18 protein-coding genes are annotated in these 23,834 nt (G+C 41.7%); 7 read left to right on the forward strand and 11 right to left on the reverse strand.

Features of this window, described 5'->3' with window-relative positions:
- Positions 1-366, reverse strand: a 366-nt coding sequence (rplN, locus tag B4F91_RS11445) for a 50S ribosomal protein L14 (protein ID WP_004589211.1), incomplete at its 3' end; no start/stop codon positions are given.
- Positions 367-643: 277 nt separating this feature from the next.
- Positions 644-2,614, reverse strand: coding sequence for an AsmA family protein (locus B4F91_RS11450; protein ID WP_286938945.1), 1,971 nt, complete (start codon positions 2,612-2,614; stop codon positions 644-646).
- A gap of 311 nt (positions 2,615-2,925) precedes the next feature.
- Here B4F91_RS11450 and B4F91_RS11455 point away from each other — a divergent pair, with 311 nt between their 5' ends.
- A complete protein-coding gene (locus tag B4F91_RS11455) occupies positions 2,926-4,089 on the forward strand; it encodes a hypothetical protein (protein ID WP_096042419.1) in 1,164 nt (387 codons plus the stop codon).
- Between the two features lie 277 nt (positions 4,090-4,366).
- Positions 4,367-5,053 (forward strand): TorF family putative porin, encoded by a 687-nt coding sequence (locus B4F91_RS11460; protein ID WP_004589216.1) that lies wholly within the window; start codon positions 4,367-4,369, stop codon positions 5,051-5,053.
- Positions 5,054-5,317: 264 nt separating this feature from the next.
- On the opposite strand, the gene B4F91_RS11465 is transcribed toward B4F91_RS11460, so the two are convergent.
- Both B4F91_RS11465 and B4F91_RS11470 read right to left on the reverse strand, forming a co-directional pair.
- Positions 5,318-8,896 (reverse strand): ABC transporter permease/M1 family aminopeptidase, encoded by a 3,579-nt coding sequence (locus B4F91_RS11465; protein WP_096042420.1) that lies wholly within the window; start codon positions 8,894-8,896, stop codon positions 5,318-5,320.
- 9 nt (positions 8,897-8,905) lie between these two features.
- Positions 8,906-9,787 (reverse strand): ABC transporter ATP-binding protein, encoded by an 882-nt coding sequence (locus tag B4F91_RS11470; protein ID WP_029773142.1) that lies wholly within the window; start codon positions 9,785-9,787, stop codon positions 8,906-8,908.
- Between the two features lie 185 nt (positions 9,788-9,972).
- Between B4F91_RS11470 and B4F91_RS11475 the strand changes: the two genes are divergently transcribed.
- Positions 9,973-10,650, forward strand: a complete 678-nt coding sequence (locus B4F91_RS11475) for a nitroreductase family protein (protein ID WP_024033875.1) — start codon at positions 9,973-9,975, stop codon at positions 10,648-10,650.
- Between the two features lie 6 nt (positions 10,651-10,656).
- Here B4F91_RS11475 and B4F91_RS11480 read toward each other — a convergent pair whose 3' ends face one another.
- On the reverse strand, positions 10,657-10,965 hold the full coding sequence (locus B4F91_RS11480; RefSeq protein WP_024033876.1) for an ArsR/SmtB family transcription factor: 309 nt from the start codon (positions 10,963-10,965) through the stop codon (positions 10,657-10,659).
- A 99-nt stretch (positions 10,966-11,064) separates the two neighbouring features.
- On the opposite strand from B4F91_RS11480, the gene B4F91_RS11485 reads away from it, so the two are divergent.
- The 3 genes from B4F91_RS11485 (at position 11,065) to B4F91_RS11495 (ending at position 13,442) form a co-directional block, all read left to right on the forward strand.
- The gene (locus B4F91_RS11485; protein ID WP_004589221.1) at positions 11,065-11,253 is read left to right on the forward strand and encodes a YgaP family membrane protein; all 189 of its coding nucleotides are present in this window, start codon (positions 11,065-11,067) and stop codon (positions 11,251-11,253) included.
- Positions 11,253-11,597: a rhodanese-like domain-containing protein gene (locus tag B4F91_RS11490; protein WP_054983350.1), complete on the forward strand. Its 345-nt coding sequence runs from the start codon at positions 11,253-11,255 to the stop codon at positions 11,595-11,597. Before B4F91_RS11485 ends, B4F91_RS11490 begins: the two co-directional genes overlap by 1 nt.
- Positions 11,598-11,663: 66 nt before the next feature.
- The gene (locus B4F91_RS11495) at positions 11,664-13,442 is read left to right on the forward strand and encodes an alkaline phosphatase D family protein (protein WP_286938939.1); all 1,779 of its coding nucleotides are present in this window, start codon (positions 11,664-11,666) and stop codon (positions 13,440-13,442) included.
- Here the strand turns inward: B4F91_RS11495 and B4F91_RS11500 are convergent.
- Positions 13,439-13,978 carry a PH domain-containing protein gene (locus B4F91_RS11500; protein ID WP_096740265.1) on the reverse strand — a complete coding sequence of 180 codons (540 nt, stop codon included), beginning with the start codon at positions 13,976-13,978 and terminating at the stop codon, positions 13,439-13,441. The two genes, B4F91_RS11495 and B4F91_RS11500, sit on opposite strands and share 4 nt — an antisense overlap.
- A 227-nt stretch (positions 13,979-14,205) precedes the next feature.
- Here B4F91_RS11500 and B4F91_RS11505 point away from each other — a divergent pair, with 227 nt between their 5' ends.
- Positions 14,206-14,955, forward strand: a complete 750-nt coding sequence (locus B4F91_RS11505) for a MipA/OmpV family protein (RefSeq protein WP_286938937.1) — start codon at positions 14,206-14,208, stop codon at positions 14,953-14,955.
- 86 nt (positions 14,956-15,041) lie between these two features.
- On the opposite strand, the gene B4F91_RS11510 is transcribed toward B4F91_RS11505, so the two are convergent.
- From B4F91_RS11510 to B4F91_RS11530, 5 genes are all read right to left on the reverse strand, one after another.
- The gene (locus B4F91_RS11510) at positions 15,042-19,346 is read right to left on the reverse strand and encodes an alpha-1,6-glucosidase domain-containing protein (RefSeq protein WP_286938935.1); all 4,305 of its coding nucleotides are present in this window, start codon (positions 19,344-19,346) and stop codon (positions 15,042-15,044) included.
- A 22-nt stretch (positions 19,347-19,368) separates the two neighbouring features.
- Positions 19,369-22,242 (reverse strand): TonB-dependent receptor, encoded by a 2,874-nt coding sequence (locus B4F91_RS11515; protein WP_288635765.1) that lies wholly within the window; start codon positions 22,240-22,242, stop codon positions 19,369-19,371.
- 166 nt (positions 22,243-22,408) lie between these two features.
- Positions 22,409-23,026 carry a LysE family translocator gene (locus B4F91_RS11520; RefSeq protein WP_138541018.1) on the reverse strand — a complete coding sequence of 206 codons (618 nt, stop codon included), beginning with the start codon at positions 23,024-23,026 and terminating at the stop codon, positions 22,409-22,411.
- Positions 23,027-23,209 (reverse strand): hypothetical protein, encoded by a 183-nt coding sequence (locus B4F91_RS11525; protein WP_008168146.1) that lies wholly within the window; start codon positions 23,207-23,209, stop codon positions 23,027-23,029.
- 180 nt (positions 23,210-23,389) lie between these two features.
- Complete coding sequence (locus tag B4F91_RS11530; RefSeq protein ID WP_029773150.1) at positions 23,390-23,788, reverse strand: DUF3224 domain-containing protein; 399 nt, start codon at positions 23,786-23,788, stop codon at positions 23,390-23,392.
- Positions 23,789-23,834 lie beyond the last annotated feature (46 nt).

Below are 23,834 nucleotides of genomic sequence, written 5' to 3' on the forward strand. Positions count from 1 at the left end.
CAGTACTTCTGGGGCTAGTGAAACAATTTTCATGAACTTATCATTACGAAGTTCACGAGTCACAGGGCCGAAGATACGAGTACCAATTGGCTGCAAGTTATCATTTAAGATAACAGCCGCATTGCTATCGAAACGGATCAGAGAACCGTCCGGACGACGAACGCCTTTTTTGGTACGCACAACTACCGCGTTTTTAACATCACCTTTCTTCACTTTACCGCGAGGAATAGCTTCTTTCACAGAAACTTTAATGATATCGCCAACTGCCGCATAGCGACGGTGTGAACCACCAAGGACTTTTATACACTGCACTTTGCGAGCGCCGCTGTTATCAGCAACTTCCAGCTGAGTTTGCATTTGGATCATGTTAATGACCTCCGGTGTAGTAATTACAACTTGCCTTAAATTTGTTTAAAATCAAGGCACTTCGATTAAATCCCACTCAAAAACAACAGAGTTGTCTCTTAAGGGCGGGCAATTGTACCAGCATTGGCTAGTGAGTGGTAGGTTATTTTTTAATTAATTTAAGGGAAGGACAGATTAAAACTGAATAAAAACCGCTATGTAGCTATTTTACAAGTGGTTATAAAACAATCAAGGCGCAAATAGCGCCTTAATTATTTATTTGTGGGGTTTAATAGTATTAGCCAAATAAGCCTTTTAGTTTATCTTTGACTTTGTCCTTGGCTTTTTCTTTTGCTTTCTCTTTGGCGTCATCGAGCTTTTGCTTTGCTTCATCTTTAAGCGCGTTGCTTACATCTAGCTTAAAGCCAACGTCATGAAATGGGCCTTCTATACGCAGTGGGATTTTAAAGCCTGTACTATCATCTGTAGTGCCTTGCCCTTCAATCGAATCAACAATGCCGGTCACTAAGCGATAATCAACATTGGTTTTAGGCAAATCTACATCGCCCTCACCTGTAATACGAATAAGTGGGCTCATCAGCGATAGGTCGTTATTACGGCCCACGCCATTAGTAAAGTTAAAGCTACCGGTGAGCGCAGAAAAATCTGTTTGCTCTGATTCTTCAAAGCCTGTATCAAGCCCTTCACTCACAGCACCAAGATTACCCGTAATAAGCTCTTTGCCTTTGCGAACCATCTCAGCCACGTTTGCGCCTTTAACAGCACCATCGGCAAATTCAAAGCTAACCTTGCCATTTAATGCATTAATGAAGGTTTTTTGACTTTGCCCAGTTGTGGTTAAATTCCAATTTAATGACCCTTTACCCATAAGCTTATCAAAGCCAGCTGCATCAGTGAGTAACGGTTGTGCGTCTATGCCGGCTAAATCAAAATTTGTGCTTATTTTATACGGCGTTTGCTGCGCATTTATGTTGATAACCCCTTTACCAGTGCCCTCATATGCTTTAAAGCTATCTAAGCTTAATTTAGCAACGCTGTTGTTTAAATCGACTGTAAATTGATTAGCACCTAGCTCAATATCGTTAGCTTTTAAACCGCTTGAGCGAATAACTACATTAGCATTAAGTGCATTTAATGCGCTTAAATCAATTTTAGTATCGTCCCAAACAATCGGCTGCGCGGCTTTAGGTTCTTCGCTTTGCGGCGCTTGCTGCTTAGCGACTACCTCCGGTAAGTAGGGATTCAAATCAAGCATACCTAGGTCTATATCAGCATTAACCGCTAGTTTATTTCCTAAGTTTACTTCACTTTTTCCTTTAATCTCTAATTCATCTAGGGTAGCAATCAGCTCTTCTAAGTTAAACGTATCATCTATAAGATGCATTTTACCGTTTACACTAAACGCATTAAATGCATTTTCTTTAGCGTTTAAGTCTACCCCTTGCCAAGTTGCTAGCTCTTTAACAGAGTCGCCACTTAGCGCTAACTCGCCTTTTATATCTTTACCTTGGCGAGCAATACTGCCGTTAAAAGTAAGATCGACCAAGCGAGAGTCTACGCTTTGAGCAACCTCAAATGTCGCCCCTTCAATTGCCTTTGCCGGCGTATCAAGTTTTACATCAAGCTCAAAGCGCTCTTGCATATATGTAATGCCGCCTTTGATCTCTAGTGTCTTACGTAGTGAAGGAAGTAAAATAGCCAATTCCAAGTCACTAATTTGTTGTTTAGCGCCTGTTTGCCCATCTAGGTAAGTAAACGTACCACCGTAAATAGCCACTTCACCTAACTCTATATCAAAGTTCTCTGGTAGTTTAACAGCCTCACCTGATTGAGTTTGCTCTTGCGGCTGCTCTGCTACAGCATCAAACAACTGCCAGTTAGCTTTACCGTTTTTATCAGTTTCTAATAAAATATTGGGCTCGTTAATAACAAACTTATCAAGTTTGAATTCGCCGCCAAATAGCGATAACCATGGTATATGCACAGCTAATTGCTCCATACTTGCCATGTCGTCGCGCGAGCCTGTCTGCATGTTTGCAAAGTGCACATCGTTAAGCTCTAACTTTAATGCAGGAAATACACTAAGCGTTTTATCACCTTTAATAGTAAGTGTGCGCCCTGTTGTTTTTTCAACCTGCTCAGATACTTTATTAAAAATAGTATCGGTTGGGATTAAAAACGGAGCGGCAATAATTAACGCAATACAAAGTAAGAGTATTACACCAACAATTTTGAGTAAGGTCTTCATGATCATCCTTTCAAACGTGCAAATAATGTTCTTATCATAGCGAGTGTTAGCTTTAAAATCATTGTCGTTGTGACAAAAAAGCACTTTATTGTAATTTATTTAATTTGAAATGAATTTATGCTTAAAAGTAAACGTTGCGAAATTGGTGACTAAAAGTAAAGCTCATCAAGTTTAAATCTAACCAAGTATTAAACCCTACAACATTGCATCCCTTGAATTGTTAGGTATGATGCACGGCCCTGTTGCTATTGGCGTATTTGCGCTAAAATAAAGCAGCTAAAAAATGTATCTACTCGGAGACTCTACAAGGCATGAAAAAACTGCTAATTTCACCGTCAAAAATGGCGCTAGGCGAACAAGAAAGTCAAATTTACCAAAACATCTTGAAGCAAGCTTCAGAACTAAGCCTAAACCTAATGGCCGTGAAAGTAGAAAACCACCCAGAGGATTTTTTAGGCTGGTGTTATGAGCTGCTAAGTGCAAGTAAAGACCGTATAAATTACGATTTACTAGAGCCACAACAACTGCCAGTTTTAAAAAAGCTGCACGACCAGCTAACCTCAGCAATTAGCTTTTTACAGCTCAAAACACTACGTGTAGCACCTTGGCCTGTTATTAGCCTGTTTGTAGAGCAACACAAAGAACTTATTGCACTGGACGAACAGCTTCGCCTTACCACGTATTTGCACAGCATTCGTGAGCAAGCACTAAAGGATATGATCCCAGAGGATTTACTGGCATTTAGTGGTAAACACACTGCCACGCTCGACCCAAGCACCTATAACTTTGATGTTGAATGGTTCGCATCAACAAAAAGTGCAAAGGGTTTTCATCAAATGCTAGCCGATTTGCCTGGCGCGTTTGACGATGCACTTGCTAACATCCCGCTTGAAGGTGATGTGAGCGAAGCTGATTACCAACAGTTTGTTGTTGCTTATTTACTTGCCTTTAACGGTAGCGATGAAAAGCCAACCCTTGCTCCTGCTACACGTTTATTAGCAATGCGCCGCCCAGATGTTTTTACGCCGATTAGTAATAGCCGTCTTGATGCATTATGCGCAGCTTTAGGTATTACAAAATTAAACAATCGCGACTTTGAGCGCTACTGGCAAGATATAGTACAAAGCATTCATGCTATGTCGTGGTTTAAAATGGCTAATGGCAGCAATGAACTAGAAGAGCAACTAGTTAGTATAAAAGCGTTATTACCGTGCTTTTTTTACTATGCAGATGCCAGCACGGCCGACAACTCAAATTATATTAAGCTATTAAATAAACCTAAACGCAGCACAACAAGTGCAGGAAAACCACAGCGCAGAGGTAAAGAGTCAGCCGAAATACTTGTAGACCGTGCACTTGCAGCCGATGACATTCCCGAGCATATTCGTAGCAAACGCGACTCTATTATTAGCGAAGTACAAAAAGGCCGCGGAGTAAACGAAACAATTAGTCTTATGCGCACTATATTTGGCTAAATTTACCTAACCTAACTGTATTTTTCTGGTGCAGTTAGGTTAATTTATGCACCAGCAGTGTGCGTTTTTTAATTAACTCCCTCAATCATTCCCTCTTCTAAAACTTCTCAACATATTGTTTTATAAAAGTAAAAAACCAGTTTTATAGAAATTATTTTAAGCTGGCACATACAGTGCAATTGCATTCCCAGTTAAACAATAAAACACCGCCAGTCAAAGGGTTGCCAATAAGAGAATAAAAACCTAGGCGATAAAAATCATATAACGGGAAATGGACATGCTAAAACTAAAAAAAACCATCGCAATTAGCGCAATAGCTTTATTAGGTGCTACATCTTTAACATCAACAGCCGTACATGCAGAAGTAACAGCAAACGCAGCGGCTACGTCTAACTACTTATGGCGTGGTCAAGAGCAAACTGGGGGCGATGCTGCTATTTCTGGCGGTATTGATTACGCTGACGAGTCAGGCTTTTATGTAGGTACTTGGGCATCAAATGCTTCATGGGCCGATGAAATGACTTACGAGCTTGATGTTTACGCGGGTTTTGGTGGCGATATTAACGACACATTTAGCTACGATGTAGGTTACATTTATTACGCTTACCCGGATGCAGCTTCTGAGGCAGATGCTGATTTCTCTGAAATTTACGGTAGCATCAGCGCAGAAGGTTTCACCTTTGGCGCTGCAATCCTTGCCACTTCAGCGGCAGATGGCGATGGCACCGACTTTGGCGATTCATTATACCTAAATGCCGATTACAGCTTTGCTGTTGGCAGCAATGGTACTGAGGTTGCGCTACACTTAGGTCACTACTCTGGCGACTTTATAGGCGATGATAATATTATTGATTACGGTATCTCTGTATCAAAAGATGGTTTTACTTTTGGCGTATCTGACACCGACATGGATGAGTCAGATGTTAAAGTTTACGTAGGCTACGCTGTAGACTTTACGCTTTAAAACAAAATGTGTTACTTGCTGCAACACTAAGGGCCTTTTGGCCCTTTTCTCGTTTAGGGCACCTAAATACTCACAGCGCCTTTTAATTTTAGCGACTAAAGCACCTTACTATAAAACCCACTTCAGTTAACCGCCGAGCTCCTCGCTGCTATTACCTCTTATTACCAATATGCTAATTCGCTTTATTAAGCTTTATTGCGCATTGATATTAGTAATTCGCTAAAACAAAAAAGGCCGCATTAAATGCGGCCTTTAAGCTAATCGTTAAAACTTAGCTAGGTTGTTTTTACTGTCTTTATCTACAAGCTTAATGTACGGGTCTACCCCCGCGTACACTGGCTTTTCTTTTACTTTTAGCTCAATAGTATTAGTACCAGAGACTATATGATGCTTTTGCGAGTAAATCACAAAGTCTTCAGCGAGAAGGTTTTCAGGATCATCGCTAAATAATGCAATATCAATTAGCTCATCGAGTGGCTGCTCGGTTTCTTCACCTTGTCCATCGGCATGCTGCTTAGTTGCTTCAACGCTCAGTGTTACTGTATAAAAACCTTCGCTATCAACATCATCTGTAACCGAAACTGCTTTCATTTCAAGCTCATAAAGCGTTATATATTTAAACTGATCATCAATAAAACGTTGTTCAGCTTGTGTTGCATCTCGCTTTAAATAACTAAGTAAATCAAGTGTGGTTGGGTATGGCGTTGCCTGGTATTTAAACTCATTCAAAAATGCTTTAAGTGCGGCATTTAAGCGCTCTTCACCTAAGCGGTCATACAAAGCCATCATCGCAACTGAGCCTTTATTGTAATGAAGATATTGTTGCGACTGTGTTTTATATAGTGGCATTTCTTCAAAGGCTTCGCCTGTGCGGCCCATTAAGTATCTATCTAACTCGTACTTTAAGAATTTACGAAGCTTCTCGGCGCCAAAGCGTTTTTTTAGTACCATAAGCGCACTGTATTGGGAGAGCGATTCAGAAATAACGGCACTGCCCTCTACATTAGCCCCAGATACTTGATGCCCCCACCATTGGTGTGCAACTTCATGTGCGGTTACATAGTAAGGTAGGTCAACTTTACTCTCATCTCTTAAGTCTGTAATAAAGCCAATACTTTCTGAGTAAGGTACCGTATTGGCAAAACTTTGCGCAAACGAGCGATACTTAGGAAACTCAATAATACGTAACTGCTTATGCTGATATGGCCCAAAGGCTTGCGTGTAGTAATCTATTGAGTCTTGTACTGACTCAATCATACGGTCAACATTCCATGCATGATCTTTGTGGTAGTACACCTCAATATTTACACCGTTATGTTCAACCTTTTTGCTTTCAAGCTCCGCCGAAAGAACAGAATAAAAGTTTATAATAGGGGAATCCATTTCATAAACAAAAGTACGTCGTCCGTCTTTTACACTCTCACTTTTTAAGTAACCAGGTGTAATAGCAAATTGTGACTCATCGGTGGTTACCGTTGCCTTGTAGTTTATAAATCCATTAGCAGGCCCAAACTCATTTTGCGTATAATAGTGGCTGTCTTCTAGTTTATGTGCACGTTCAAGCTCGGGTAAATCGTGCTTACGGCGCTCATACTTATCCGCAATTTGAAAATACTTTTGATAACCAAAATTTGGTAATAATTCTCTATTATTTACAAATGTACCGTTATGCACGAGTTGAGTATCAGATCCTCTATCAACAAAACCGTCGTGTTCACGAGAAACTGAAAGCTCACCTTCGCGTACTTCATTAGGCATTAGCGGTTGTTCAAACTCAAACCATACCATGCCAAAATCGGTTAAACGCTCAACTATTTTTCCGCCCGCCATTTTTACATCCCAGCTTTTAGATTGGCTAGGCTCGTTAATTAACACACGGGTTATTGGCTCGTTTGCGGTATTGGTAAACTTAATTTTAGCCACGGCATTTAAAGCACGTTTTTTAGGATAAATATCAATGTGTAAATCAACATCAGTTATTATAGGCAGTGGCAAGTCTTTGTATTGTGAGAACTCTTGCTCATACCTTACTTGTAGCGCTTCGTTATCATCACTTGTTACAAACTCATTGATTACACGGGTGTTGTAATAAATGTTATAACCCGCGCCCACAAATACCAATAAACTTATAACGGCTGCAATCTGGCCTTTTAAAGACATGTTGTAACGCACTAAAGATAAACGCGTACGCAATGTTTGCGATGGACCACGGTGCCATAAAGCAAAGCCTACAATAGCTAAAAACACACTCAATGCACCCCAATATAGGGTATACCAATGCGCGCCCTGTAAAAAATGCCCGTAACCGTTTATGTCTGAATACGGTACGCTGCTGCTTTGTGAAAAATGATACATATGATGCTCAAACCCGTAAGCACCCATTACCATTTGAGCAATGTAATACAGAATAAATAAACCCATACCTATGTATTTATTAAGGCTAATTATTTGTAAAAAGAACGCCAAAATAGCCATCATAATTAAAGGCAATAATGTAAGGTAACCCAACCTAAATAAGTACTGGCCAAGCTCTAAGTTAAATTGCCCCTTAAATAGTTGCACCGCAATGGTAAACATCATACCTACTAAATAAAGGCCACAAACCGCAGTGATTAGCGCAATAATTTTAGATACCCAAAACACACTGTTATGCACCGGGTAGCTGTCAACAATATCGCCCATACCACTGTGGCGTTCTCGCCAAACCAGCTCTGCGCTGTAATAAGCAATAATAATAAACATAAATATAGCGGAGGCGTTTTGAATAATGCCCACCATGTTTTGTGTGAGCGGCCAATCTGTTGTGCCATATGCGCCAATAGGCGCAAAAAGTGGTGCGAGTAACGTAATAATACTGACACCCGCTAAAATCATAAAAGGAGCACTTAATATAACCTGCTTAAGCTCAAATAAGCTGCGCATTACTAATTGCGATTGCGTATTGACCCCTTTTGACTTGTAATTTTTAGCACTGCTAATAAGTGCTGCTTGTTTATTTTTTACAAACGTAGAGACAGCAAATTGCTTTTTCTGTTTTTTAGTGACTACGCGGTTACCTAACTTTCCGAGGCCAAAAAACATCGCTAAACTTAGTGCTACCCATAAAATACGGTTAATTAAAAAATCGCCCGAAAGCGTTAACACTTCAGTATTTTTATCACTTACAGTCCAGTAACGGGTTAAGTCAATTAATGAACCAGTGCCAAATGGGTCTGCGTAAACAACAATATTTCTAAACGCTAAATCGTCAAAATAGATACTCGCCAATTGGTAGCTTATATAGATCACCACGGCCGTTACATATACCGCCATCATGGTTTTAAAATAAACCGCCACACTATTAAAAATAGCACTGAGCACCAATAAGCTTGGCACCGCTAAATATAAAAAAGGCGCAGCGTAATATATAAACTTATTAGGGCCTACTAGCTCACTATCAAGCCAGCCAACCAACAAGCCAAACTGAGACCCCAAAAATACGCCTAGTGGCACGCTTAAAAACACGATAAGTACAACTAAGTAAGAACCAAAAAAACGCCCTGATTGATAAGCAAGCGGGTTAACGGGCTTACTAAACACCAGCTCATCCATTTTGGTCTCGCTGTTGCGAATCGCTGAGCTTGCAACAAAGTTAACCACTAAAAACATAGCAAGCGTACAAAAGGTAACCGTTAAAACCATAATGGTATAAGGCGAGTTCATATGAACATTAGCCCCACCTAGCGGAAACTTACTACTGGAGCTTATAAAAAACGCCATAAAAAAGAATATTAATGAGGTCACATAAAACGAAGGCTGACGCACAAAATAGCGCAGCTCAAACGCGAGCATATTAAAAAACATAGCGCCCCCTTATGCTACTTGGCTGTTACGATGATTAAGCAACGTAGAAAAATACACATCTTCTAGGTTTGCACTACTGAGCTCAAAACCTTCAGGGGCTTCATTGGCTAATACATGTAATATGGTTTGCCCAGCAAATAAGCGTTTTGAAATAACAGGCAGTTGCGGCTCAAGCTCTAGTGCTTCTTCTTGGCTCATGGCTTTGCGCCAAATTTGGCCTTGGAGTTTATCGGTAAGGGCAATGGGGTTACCCTCTAATAATATTTTTCCGCCTGCCAGTACGGCCATGTTTGGGCAAAGCTCTGCTACATCTTCAACAATGTGGGTCGATAATATAACGACTTTTTGCTCGCCTAAGCTTACTAGCAAGTTATGAAAACGATTTCGCTCTTCAGGATCTAACCCTGCTGTTGGTTCATCAACAATTAGTAAATCAGGGTCACCTAGTAAGGCTTGTGCAATACCAAAACGCTGGCGCATACCGCCCGAAAAGCCACTTACCGCTTTTGAGCGATGTTGATACAAATTAGTATGTGCAAGCAAGCCTTCTACCGACTCTTTACGCTCGCCTTTATTATGAATGCCCTTTAAAACAGCCATATGGTCTAGCAAGTCGTAAGCACTAACACGTGGGTATACACCAAAATCTTGCGGTAGGTAACCTAAACGTTGGCGCAGAGCCTGTGGGTCTTTAAAAACATCAATACCATCAAAAGTAATTGAACCCGAATCGGCAGATTGCAACGTAGAAATAGTACGCATTAGTGATGATTTACCGGCCCCATTTGGCCCAAGCAGCCCAAACATTCCTTTTCCTATAGATAAATCAACACCTTGTAGTGCATGTACGCCATTATCGTAGGTTTTAGATAACCCTGTTATTGATAGCATTTTTACTTCCTTGAATTTTAATAGTTTTTTTATTGCGCTTTTTATATCACATTAAAAAAAGGAACATAAGTTACGCAGCGGTTAATTTTGTAACAATAAATAAACACAACAGGTAATAATACTTGCCTCGCATTTATTCAGTCGGTATAAAAACCACACACACACTTTATAAGAAGCGTAAAGCCATGCAAAAACATCAAAGCCAACCACTAAACGACTTTATAGAATACCCTCACGATGAAATGCTAAAACGCGCAACCGAATTTTTACATACCAGCCAGCGCCGCCATAGTATTCGCAGCTTTAGCGACCGACCTGTGCCTAAAAATATAATTGAAGCCTGTATAAAAGCAGCAGGTACCGCGCCAAGTGGAGCGAATCATCAACCGTGGCATTTTGTAGCTATAAACAGTAGCGATGTAAAAAAACAAATAAGAGAGGCCGCCGAAAAACTAGAGCGCTCTTTTTATGAAGGCAGAGCAGGAGAAGAGTGGCTTGATGCGCTAAAACCATTAGGTACCGACGCCAATAAACCCTATTTAGAACATGCGCCTTGGCTTATTGCAGTGTTTAGTCAAAAAAAAGGCGGTGTGAATACGGATGATAAAAACACCAATTATTATGTGCACGAATCAGTAGGGCTGGCTACTGGGTTTTTAATACAAGCCCTGCACCGCTGTGGCTTAGCTACGCTTACCCATACACCTAAACCAATGAGTTTTTTAACCGACATTTGTAAGCGCGACAAAGACAACGAACGTCCTTACATGTTACTTATTGCGGGCTACCCAAGTGACGATGCAACTGTACCTGCCCATGCACTTGATAAAAAGTCGCTTGATGAGATTGCCACTTTTATTTAAAGCAAATTACTCAGCGGTACTTTGCTTACAAAACCATTCGTATAGTAACGTAATAATCGACTCAACTTTTGGGTCGATTAACGAATAATAAATTGTATGTCCCTCACGGCGAGTTGCCACTAGCTGGGCTTTACGTAAACTCGCCAAATGCTGAGACAAAGCAGACTGTGCCAACGGAACATTTTGATTTAACTCACCTACACTTTGTTCACCTTGCAATAAACTACATAAAATCATTAAACGGTTTTTATTTGCCATTAATTTTAAAAATTGCTCTGCCTGCTGAGCGTTTTCTGCAAGTTGTTCAATATTCATTGTGATACTTAATTATTTTGTGTGTTTTAATTATAGACTTTTACATTAGTAAGTTCTAATATAATTAACATTAGAAAAAACTAATATTAAGGTCAATTCATGAAAATAAGTGACGCCATCCTCTTAATTGGCGGAAGTGCCGTTACAATTTCTGTGCTTTTAAGCTACTTTGTTGATAGTAACTTTCAATTTTTAACGTTATTTATTGGTATTAACTTAGTGCAATCCGCCTACACTAAATGGTGCCCATTAATGACTTTTTTGCGCAAAAGAGGATTTACAGACTAATGCTTACTTCAATTCCTGATTTACTAAAAATTATCACACCTAACCAACGCCGTATTGATGCAGCGCAAGCAAAGCAAGAGCTAGAACAAAATAAAGGTTTACTTATTGATGTACGCGAACCCGCTGAGCATGCCAATGTAGCTGCGGTAGGGGCAGTAAATATTCCACGCGGATTACTCGAAATGAAGCTAATGGAAATAGAAAAAGACGCTGCACGCCCTATTTACTTACATTGTGCCAGCGGTGCCCGCGCCACCTTAGGTGCAGAAGCGCTAACCCGCGTAGGCTACGAAAACGTTACCGTTATTACGTGTAATGCAACGCAAGTAAGTGAAGTTTTTTAATTGCTTCACAAAAAAGTAACCTAAATTGCCTACACTTTGCTTTTTACACTTTACAGGTACAAAGCAATGGCATTTACACGGAGAAGTTTTTTAAAAGCATCGGCAGCAGGATTTGGCGCTGCCGTATTATCACTTGGTTTAACAGGTTGTCGTTTTGACGATGATGACGACACACCCGTTAGCTTTGACCACGGCGTTGCCAGCGGCGACCCGCTAAGCGATAGCTTAATTATTTGGACCCGTGTAACCCCACTCGATGTAACAACTAAATCGTTAAAAGTACAATGGCAAGCCGCCACCGACCAAAGCTTTACAAATATTGTTCACGATGGTGAAACACATATCAGTGATACCACCGACTTTACTCTTAAAGTTGATTTACAAGGGCTTGATGCCAATACCGTATATTACTATCGCTTTAATGCACACGGAAAAACCTCCCCTATCGGACAAGGAAAAACGCTTCCTGTCGGTGCGGTTGATCAGGTGAAATTAGCCGTTGTATCGTGCGCAAATTACCCTGCCGGGTATTTTCATGTGTATGGCGAAATTGCAAAGCAAAGCGATTTAGATGCGGTACTGCACTTAGGTGATTACATATACGAATACAGCAATACGGGTTATGCAACCGAAGACGCCGCACAGTTAGACCGACTGCTACCCTTAGATAACAGCAGCGAAATTATCGCACTGACCGATTATAGAAAACGCTATGCAAATTATCGCCTCGATGCCGACTTACAAGCAGCCCATAGCCACTGTGCATTTATAACAGTGTGGGACGACCACGAAATCACCAACGACACATGGCGCGAAGGCGCAGAAAATCATAACGAAGGTGAAGGCGAATTTAGCCAACGTAAACTCAATGCACTACAAGCCTACTTTGAGTGGATGCCAATTCGTAATGTAGCCGACAAAGAACGTATTTACCGACGCTTTGAGTTTGGTAATTTAGTCTCTTTATACATGCTAGATACTCGTGTATTAGCGCGTGATGAGCAGCTTAACTATAGTGATTTTGATCTTACCTCCCCTGCAGGGCAAAGCGCATTTGCTGCAGCAATAGGCGCAACAGATCGTGCATTATTAGGCAGTGAACAACTTACATGGCTTAGTGATGCCATCACTACCTCAAGCACACAGTGGCAAGTGTTAGGGCAACAAGTGCTAATGACAAAAATGCACTTACCAGTAGAGGTCATGTTACTACTTGCTAGCTTACAAAGTGCACAGTCAAACGGAGGCGATCCAAGTGAATTGCTCGCACAGGCCAATGTATTATTTGCAGAGCTGGCGCAAATTAAAGGCCGTGTATTAGCGGGCGACCCAAGTGTAACCGAGGCAGAGCTTGCCCGTGTTCAAACCACCATACCGTATAACCTTGATGCGTGGGATGGCTATGCCTACGAGCGAGAAGTATTATTAGGTACCGCTATTGCAGCACAAAAAAACTTAGTAGTTTTAGCCGGAGATACTCATAACGGCTGGGCGGGACAGCTTAAAACTGATGCCAGTAACCCTATTGCAGCTTCACAAAATGCTGGGGTGGAATTTGCAACGGCATCGGTTTCATCACCAGGGCTTGAAGAATATTTAGCGCTAAACACACAAGATGCGCAAACCGTAGCGCAAATAGAGCAAGTAATTGCCTTATTAGTTGATGACCTTGCTTATAATAATTTAGTAGAGCGCGGCTATTTAACCGTTACATTTACACCTGCAAAAGCCAGTGCTAAGTGGAATTATATAAGCACAATTAAAGCGCGCGAATATCAGGTTGTTGAAAGCCGTACCAAAGAGCTAAGTATGCTGGCAGGTCAAGCTCAATTACAAAACGCTTAACGCTTCGCTTCTAAAGCTGCCAAACGCGTATCTATGCGCTCTACTACCTCAACTAAGCGAGCAAGTAATGCTTGGTTGAGGTGATCTTCAGCAAGCTCCTGTGTTTTAGGGGCTTGCGCAGCTAAGTTATCTTTTTGCTCAAGTATGGCTTCTCTAAACTCACTGGCATTTTCAACACCAAGTAATGACACCAATGCACCATGACCCGACTGCCCTGCAGTTTCAAAGCTTAAGCGGTATAACCCAAAAAAGCGCATAAGCGGCCCTTGGTTCAGCCCCACATCGGTTATTTTTTCAAGTGGTATAGATTTTTCTTCTTTAAATAAAATGCCGCGTTTAACCACCAGCTTTTGCGTGAGTAATTGCGCCGACATAGCGGCCAAAATTTTACCAGCCACCAGCCATACAACAAATAACACCACAGGTATAAGTGGAATGGTCACTAATGCAACGGCACTAAAAAAGCATGCCATGGTCATCCAGTATTGCTTCACTTTGGGATCAAAGCTAGCACTTTTTAAAATAGGGTTGCTCATTGGTTTATCCTCATTCCCATTTTATTAATCTAATCAAACGTATGCCTTTATTCAACTTATGTGATCAACGTCTTCAATGCAATTTATCCACTTACATTCAGATAAACTTTCATACACTCTCTTACAAACGCCAATCAAAAATATAGCTACACTAAAGCCTAATAGCGTTGCGGCACACTTTACTTATCGCAAACAATTTTCACTTTTTACTTAACACCAAGGCTCCCATGAACACTTATATACAAAACTCACTACGGTTATTAGTTGGCACACTTGCACTTTGCAGTATTACTGCTCAAGCTGAGTCGCAGTTTTCATTAGGGGGCGGTGTCATTTCTACCAGCTCACCTTATGCAGGTACCGACAGTGAAACGCTATTTTTACCTATCATTACTTACCAAGGTGAAAGGCTTAGTTTTAAAGGTTTGTCGCTTGATTATAAATTAGTGGAGCAGCAAGGTTTTAACTGGTCATTAGTTTTAGAGCCAGGTGATAACTTTGATACCTCAGATTCAGACCTTGCAGCCATAAAAGCCTTAGACGATAGAAAGCTATCACTCTACGCAGGTACGCAGGTTAGTTACACTGCAAGCTTTGGTAAAATAAGCGCCAGTGCGACTCATGATGTAATAGGCCACGGCGATGGCGCTAAATTTAAAACCAATTACAGTTACCCTATTAAGTTATCTAAACAACTAATGCTCATTCCTTCTGTGGGTGTTGAGCTAAATAGCAGTGATGTATCTAACTATTATTATGGTGTAGCACAGGGCGAATCTGCCACCTATGCGCCTTACGAACTTGGTTCTACGGTTAACTATAATGCGGGTTTATTTTTAATGTATTACATTAACAAAAACTGGAACGTAAATGCCATGGTTAACTATAAGCAGCTCGATTCTGATATTGAAGACTCACCCATTATTGATACCGATAACACCACGACTGTGATGATGTCGGTTAACTATCGTTTTTAATGTCCCTTTTGTTAGGCATTAATTAAGCATTAAAAAAGCCGAGCATACAGGGCTATGCTCGGCTTAGGTTTGGGAAAATATAACTGCTACTGCTTATTAATAAGTATGCTTACATTTTCTCTATCTGGGCCTATTACATTAAACGTGTAATTACCCGATTCGGTAATGCTCAGTGCTATATTGGCACCTACCGCTTCAAGTGGTGTTAGTTCATCAATTACCACTACCGGCGTATCGCCTGCTCCACCGTAATCCACTGTACTCCAATCTTCAGACGCTACTTTAAATTCGTAGTCGCCTACTTCTAATTCAATAGAAGCAGAGTAAATTGCATCACCCTCGTACATAAGCGGGTTATCAGTACTCCATTCATTTAAGCTGCCGCGAATAAATACCGGTGTTTGTGCAAACATTTCGCCGTTGAGCACTTTTAGCGTTACGTTATTTAAATCACTGGCGTCAAATATAAACTGGTATTCACCTTGCTCGGCAATGTCTATGGTCATATTTGCGCCCGCAACCGACAACTGCTCAGCGGTGCCAACCATTACACTGGCATCACCCTCAGCCGAGCCATAATCAACCGTGCTCCAATCTTCTGACGCTACTTTAAATTCATAGCTTGCAGCGCTCAGTGTTTTAGTAAAGGTGTAAATGCCTTTACCTTTATAACTTAGCTCATCGGTTACTCCCCAATCATTAAGCGTACCGCGCACATAAATAGCAGTGCCTACAAATGGCTCTTCGTTGTATAAAGTAAGCGTTGGATTTTCAGGGTTTGAAGCATCAAGCGAAAATACATAGGTTGCATCAATAGCAGCGCTAAAGGTCATGTTTGCACCTGAGCGCGTTAATGGCTCACTTTGATTTTCAACTACATCTTTATCAGCGTCAGTAAGCGCACCAAAATCAACCGTAGACCAATCTTCTGAGGCAATTTTAAATTCGTAATCGCCAGCGCTTAGTGCAATTGCTATACGGTATTCACCCTCGCCAATATATTCAAATGCATCGCGTGTGCCCCAGTCGTTTAAAGTTCCGCGCACAAACACAGCGGTGCTGCCATAAGGTACTACATCAGGCGCACCTACGGTCGCATTTGCACTTAAACCAACACCTTGGCTCTCACCTTGGTTTTTAGTAAAAACAGCTAGTGTGTAGGGCGGTACAGTAAATGTGCCTTCGTTATCGCCTTGGGCAAAATTGGCGCTGGCCATGCTTGCATCAACACTGTTTTTTAATACGTCGTGTAATTCAAAACCCGCTGCAGTGGCAATAGTATGGCTAAGGGTTTGCTCGGTTGCGTTAATCATCACTACAAGCGCGTCAAATGCTGGGTCTAAGTCTGTGAGTCCTTCGCCATCATCAATGCTCATTACAATTAAGCCATGTTGCTGCGCTTTACCTACGTTATGAAAACCCACTCGCTCAATGACATCTTGCTCTGTGGTTAATCTAAATAGTGGGCTGCTGCTACGTATTTGTAAAAACTCGTTAAATACATCACCTGCATAGGCTATGTCTTGCGGCATTGCCTGTGCATCTGGATTAGCAGAGATAGGCATAATTTCAGACCATTTTTCTTGGTTTTTCTCTGCGTTTGGTAAACCAATGTTCCAGTTATTATTCTCTTTGGTTAAATCAACAGCATTAAACCAATCACCGGCATTATAGCTATCACGATCCATTGACTTAGAACGCAGTAAATCAGCGCCCAATTGCATAAAAGGAATGCCTTGGCTCATAAGTGGAATAGACAATGCCATGTTGTGCGCGCGCACACGTTGCTCAATACTCATGCTTGATGCATGTTTGTATTGCAACTGATCCCACAGTGTTTCGTTATCGTGTTTTGATACGTAATGAATGCTATCCGCTGGGTCTAGTGCATACGCTGTTGGCTGAGTATTCCAAGTAAAGCTATTGCCCTTAGATGAGTTACCTTTAAAGTCTTTTAAAATGTAATTTTGTAAGTTGCCCGCCAGCGACAAACGTAAAGTATCTTGCTCTGCTAAATTGCCATCTGTCGGGTTATTGCTAAACATTGCACCACCACGCACGGCTTCACGAATACGGTCGTTAAATGTACCCACCTCTGAGCCTGCCATATCAGCCTGTTTAGCTTGTGTGAATAAACGGTTGTTAGCTACTTCACCAAAATCCCAGCCTTCACCGTAAAAATAGTTATCTGGGTCAACTGCTTGCACGGCTTCACGCGCAGCTAATATTGATGATTTTGGCATATGCCCCATTACATCAAATCTAAAACTGTCGTAGCCAAATTCACGCGCTAAAATAACCAATGAATCAGTAACAAACTTATCCATCATTACATGCTCTGTAGCTGTATTTTCACAACACGTTGAGCGCTCTATTTCACCACTTACTTCGTTATAACGGTGGTAATAACCCGGTACTAGCTTATCAAATACCGACTTGTCCCAAATACCCGATGATGTTGTGTGGTTATAAACCACATCCAGTACAACACGAAGTCCTACTTCTTGCAGTGATTGCACCATGGCGCGGGTTTCTTTAACGCGGGTAATGCCCTCTGGACTTGAGGCATACGAGCCTTCAGGCGCTATAAAGTAATGCGGATCGTAACCCCAGTTAAAGCCGTCTAAATCACGCATCGCACTGGCTAATGCTTGTGCATCGTCTGAGCCAGGGAGGTAACTTTGCATAATATCGACAATCGTGCTGTTTTTATCTTCGATTTTACATGCATCAGCTTCATCGTTAATACGCTCACATAATTTACCTAAGGTGTCTGTAATTTCCACACGCTGCGAGGCATCCTCTTCAATAGTGCCAATATCAGTCACTGGCAGTAAATGAAAGTGTGTTAAGCCTTTATCTGCTAATTGCTTAAGGTGCTGCATTGGCACGCTTTCAAGCTCAGTGAATGCAAGGTATTTACCGCGGTTTGCTTCGCTTACTGACTGATCACGCACACTAAAATCACGTACATGGCCTTCATAAATAACCGCATCTTCTGGGTTAGTAATAGTAGGCACGATACGCTCATCCCAGCCTTCTGGTTTAGTGTCATCATCGGCTAAATTAATCAGCTGGCTGTATAAACCATTGGTAGATACATTGAGTGAGTAAGGGTCTGTACTCCAAAGCGACTCTATTTGCTGAGTCAGTGGGTGGTAAACATCAAAATTAAAGCGGTAGTAGTGGCGGTCGTATTGCATATCTAAACTTGCTTGCCAAATACCTGTCTGTGTATTTAATGTCATTGGTATAGAGTGCACTTGTGTTTTTGCATCATCAAACACGTTTAGCACCATGTTATTAGCAGTGGGTGCCCACACAGTTACATCAATCGCGTTATTGCCATAAGTTACGCCAAGTACAGCTTCGTTAGCGTCGTCTTCGCCTTGTGTGTAAAGGGCATCGAGAGCTTTAGCGGTTTGTACATAGCTTGCTTCTAGCAGCTTACCTTCACTATCGTAACCGGCAATAACAAGCTGCGATTTTATAAGTGCTTTAGCCGTGTTTGTATCCCAACTTCCTTCGTAAGCGTTCCAAGTGGTTAAATGCGGTACTTTTGCCGCTTGCTCATCAGTTAAACTGCTTGATTGCAGCGTAACAGTATCGCCGTTTAAACCAGTATCAATATCCACTTCAAGCTGAGCCGTAGCTGATGAATGCAACTTAATTAGGCTTGTAAGCTCGTTACTTGGTTTATATAAAATAGTATTTAAATCAATCCAATGCGCTGAAGCACCTGTTATAGCAACGGCGCGTTCGCCCAAACTTAAAATAGGATACTCAAACACCGAAGGCTCACCATGAATGGTAAAGTTCATACGTTGAAAGGTTTCATCGTCTTGCATCAGCGGCATAGTTAAATCCACATCACCAAACGCTTTACCTGACCCTTCTGTACCAATATGAATAATAAAATTGGCACATTCGTTATAACCCTCTTTAAGATTAATTATCCAATACGCACCATAGTTAGGGTCAATACCATCGTATTCATGGCCGTTAGCCCAATCGCTGGTATCAAATGGCGGTGCATAAGCATCGCATATCTCGTTATTCCACGAATGTAATCGGTAGCCTTCGTAGTTATCATCGGCTAAGCGGTTATAAAATAAAACCGCCTCTCCTTCCCCTGCAAATACCACAGGGTCTGGCAGGGTTGGGTCGGCGCCAACCACACAGCTTTCGTTATTTTCATCAGGTATTGTCGGTGCAGGGCACGATATAGGTTCGGGATCGACACATTGCGAGCCTGCTTCGTTAGGGACTTGTGGCACATTACAGGTAAGTAATGGTTCACCAGATTCAACATCATCTGTTCCACCACACGCTGCTAATAGCATTAACGCTAACGTTATTAGCAAATATTTAGGCATAGTTATAATTTTCATTTTTAAACGCTCCGTTTGCTAATTAATGACTGTATGTAAAACCAAGGTAGAACTGACGACCAAAGTACTGAGTCGTCCCTGTTCGTTGCTCTGAGCCAAAGTAACTTTGGGTTGGTTCATCGGTTAAGTTATTAACTTGCAAAAGCATGGTTAGCGAGTCGCTAAAGCGATAAGAGGTTTGAAAGTCGACTACGGTTTCGGCATCAAAATTAACTACTTGCTCGTTAATGGCAACCTGCTCTGATACAAATTCATCGCGGTAACGCACATTAAGCCGGGTTTCAAAATCGTCTAAAGCATAAAACACTGTGGCATTAAGCACGTTATTAGACAGCCCAGGTAAAGATTGCGCTAATGTATCGCCCCCTAAACTGGTAATCGATTCAATTTCACTTTCGGTGTATGAGTAACTTGCGTTAGCGCCTAAGCCATTAAATGGCGAAGGTAAAAAGATAAACACTTGCGTATACGCAAGCTCTAGCCCTCTAATGTAGCCACCTTCACCGTTATTAACTGCCGTGGTGTAAATACCGTTAGTTGTGGCAACTTGCTCGCCACTGACAGGGTCTTCTATAAAGTCAGGTACATTAAAGCCATTACCTTTAAAGTCGAAGTTTTCGATTGATAAGATTTCAACAAACGAGTCTATATTTTTATAAAATAACGCCGCAGCAACAGTGCCGTTACCTTCTTCAAAATAATATTCGTAAGATAAGTCGTACTGGTCGGCATAAAAGGGTTTTAAAAATGGGTTGTTATTACTTGAACCGTTAATAACACCATCGTCACTTACGTTTGCGCTGGCATCGCCCGCTAAACGGTTAATTGGTGCACGCGACATAACTTTAGCCGCAGCAAAGCGTACAAGTGAATTGTCGTTAAGTTGCAGGTTTAAATTTAGCGAAGGCAGGTAATCTGTATATTTAGTGCCTAATACATTAGGCGCGTATAAATCATTTACAATGCCGTTCTCATCAACAATATTTTGCGCACCTAAGCGCGCATCGCCCGCTACATTTTCAAGTACGGTTGCTGATTGGTCGGTTTCGATACGGCGCACACCCACATTACCTGATAGGTCAAGGCCGGCAATTTGCGTGTTAATGTTTACCATAACGTACGCGGCTAGCACATCTTCAAACACCGAGCCGCTTTGTAACACTGACCACGAATAGTTCGTTGTATAACCTTGCGCGTCGTCTACACCATCGGCGTTGCCCCATGTTTGAACGGGTTTTGGCGTGCCATCTGGAAACCATGCGTTAAGTGCTTTGTCTAAATCAATGGCTAAATACGACGGGAAGTAACTAAACTCGCCCTGCCAGTCAACCACTGACGCCATATCGTCGGTTAAACGTAAAGGGGGTTGCGTTGCTGAAAACGCCCCGTCGTTACCGTACTCAAATACCGAGCGTTTACGGCTGTACTCTCTATCTGAGTAGCGCGCCCCAAACTCTACTGAGCTAAATATGTCGCTTTCTAGCTCGTATTTAAAGTCGAGCCTAAATGCAGTTACTTCATCTTCTGTTTGATCTGGGTAAATACCATATTTGCTGACCATTACACGGTCTATATCACTAAAGGCGGCCGCCTGATTAAACCCAACGTCAGGTAAATTTAAGCTGTTTAATTGATAGTTAATTGCTACGTTGTTATCAAATACTGGCGTTTCTGCATTGGCATCTTCTGCTACTAAGCTCCACAGTAAGCCATTTCTAAAATTACTTTTTGCGCGAGAAAGCGACACATCGGCATTTACGTTTAATCTATCGGTTACCTGCCAATCGGCATTAACGCCAAAGCTGTCTACTTCGTCAAAGTCTTGGTTGTCGTCGTTCACTATTTCAACGCGGGTATAACTTTGCGAAGTGCGGTTAACCGCTGCGCCTATTACGGCATTACCATCAAGCTGAGCGTTAGCATATGCAGCTGTTGGCCCGCCTAATTTAACCCTCAGACCGCGAGCAAATGACTCTTTATCAAAGCGCGATAAAAACGCATCACCTTTTAATTTAAAGTTATCTACCGGCGCCCACTCTATAGCTGCTAAATAACCATTACGGGTTTCTTCGCCGCCTAAATGCTGTAGCTCAAAGCCTTCGCTAATGTATTCGTTTTCTGGATTAGCTAAAGGGCCATTGGTGTCGTTAGCTGCGCCATCAACGTCTTTTGTGTCGTTGTACGCAAGGCCAATAAACTGCGTTGCTACACTTGGCTGAAACAAACGCGCATAGCCCAGCGCTACGCCTAACGTGTCGTCTAGGTATTTGCCTTGATACGAAAAACTAATTCGGTCGCCAAATTCAGTGGCATCCGATACCTCTGAGGCGCGGTCGTTATACATACCGCGCACATTAGCTACAAATTTATGCGTTTGATCATTATTAAGTGGACTGGCGGTTTCAAGCTCTACCGTACCGGCCACGCCACCTTCAATAAGCGATGCCTTTGGCGATTTGTATACTGCCGCAGAGCTAATTAATTCTGACGGATATTGGTCAAACTCAATACTGCGGCTGCCACTTGTAGATACTTGCTCGCGGCCATTAAGTGTTGAAAATACAAACCCGCCCGACAGCCCGCGTATATTAATTTGCGCCGCTTGCCCACCCGTTCGCACCGCTGAAATACCAGGTAATCGTGTAAGTGCATCGGCCATTGAAATATCAGGCAGTGCCCCTAAATCATCGGCAGAAATTTGTTCTGACACCGTATCGCTAAAACGCTTTTGATTTAAAGATTGAATTAAACTGCGGCTAAAGCCTCGCACTTCAATAATTTCTAAATCTTCAGCTTGTGTGCTGGGTGATTGATTTGTTGAGTCTTCGTTTGCAGCCAATGCACTATTAGCGGCAAATAAAGCCAGCATAAGTGCACTTAGTTTAAACTTGTCCATGTGTGTGAACCTTTGAGTTATTGTTGTCAGGTGTTGCTGTGTTGTTTAAAACACAACCAACAGATTGTAACTAAAAGGTAAAATTAATGTGATGAATACGTATGCAGGGCATGAGGGTTAGGCTGCAGGGGCATGTAGGCTCGCGCCCCTGCATCGGGAACGCGATTTAAAGGCTTAGCACCACTTTTATCGCAAGGGCAATAAATACGACTCCCAGTATTTTATCAAGCCACGGACTTTGCTTGGTAAAGCCAAAGCGATTTTTTGAAACCTCTGTCAGCAACGCCACCAGCAAATACCAGCCGGTATCAATTACAAACACGGTTAAACACATAATTATACCCACGTTTAAAGTAAGTAGCTGAGGATCAATAAACTGCGAGAACAAAGCTAAAAAGAAAATAGCGAGCTTGGGGTTCAAAAAGGCAATAGCAAAACCATCTTGTAAAGCTTGGCCAGCACTTACTTCACTTTTTTGTACTTCAAGTTCGTTATTGCTGGGTTTTGCTAGCAATATTTTTATACCTAAATACGCCAAATAGGCTGCGCCTAAATACACCAGTATTTGATAAACAGTCGGAAACTGCATCATTAAAGCGCCTAGCCCTAATAACGATGCACCTGCGTATAACCCAACACCAGTACCATGGCTGAGCGCGGCAAGCATTCCGTTTTTCATACTGCCGTTAAGTGAGTGCTTTAAAACCACCGCTAAACTTGGCCCTGGCGACATTGCGCCCATCATACAAATAGCCGCTAGGCTTAACCATACTGTAAATGTCATTTAAAGCTCGTCAATTTCAATAAGTAATGTATAACCGTGCACTTGGCCATAAAAACCTGTCAATGGCACTGCGTTTATTACTTTCCAGCCATCTTGATTTAATTCCTGTATGCGGTCATTCAATGCGGCTATATCTACGCCACCCAAAAAACGGGTCTTTCTAAATTCGATTACTTTTTGCATTTTAATCCTTGTGTAGCTTATACCTATTCGCTTATTTAAGTGATCTTTTTTGAGGACGGAAAAACGTGTTGATAGCTAGGCAAAAAATTCGCTATTTAGTTGTTCTAAATTAGAATTTTTTAACGCAGGTAGCGACACGTTTAGGCCCGCAAAATGATTAAGTAATATTGCGGATTGGTATTATAAGGTGTATTCAAAATCGTAGTAGTGAATCCCTTGCTCAATACGTATTTTCATACTGCCCGTTAACCCTTCTAGCTCATGAGTGCCTGAATCGGGAATTACATTTAAAATTAGGCTGTCTTGGCCTTTATCCATAGTACCAAAATGCTGTAATACAAAGCTGCCTTGCTTACCTTCAAGCTCGCCTATTACTTGCTCTATGGCAACATAACCGGCACTGCCTTGTGTAGGAGTCATGGCGCTTAACATTTCGCCTTGGCTGGTGGCATTTAAGCTGCCTTTAAATGTTTTATCTATCGACATACGCCCTAAATTAACGCCGTTTTGGCCGCTTGCGTAGCCTTCTATTGGGGCCAGATTTACATTAAATTCTCCACTTACGGTTGCAGTAGTCATAACGTTTCCTTATTGATGCTAATGTTTAAAAGTATTGATTTTTATT

Origin of the sequence: Pseudoalteromonas sp. UBA6610 (assembly GCF_002433295.1) — a bacterium.
In the GTDB taxonomy this organism is placed as follows: Bacteria; Pseudomonadota; Gammaproteobacteria; order Enterobacterales; family Alteromonadaceae; genus Pseudoalteromonas; species Pseudoalteromonas atlantica.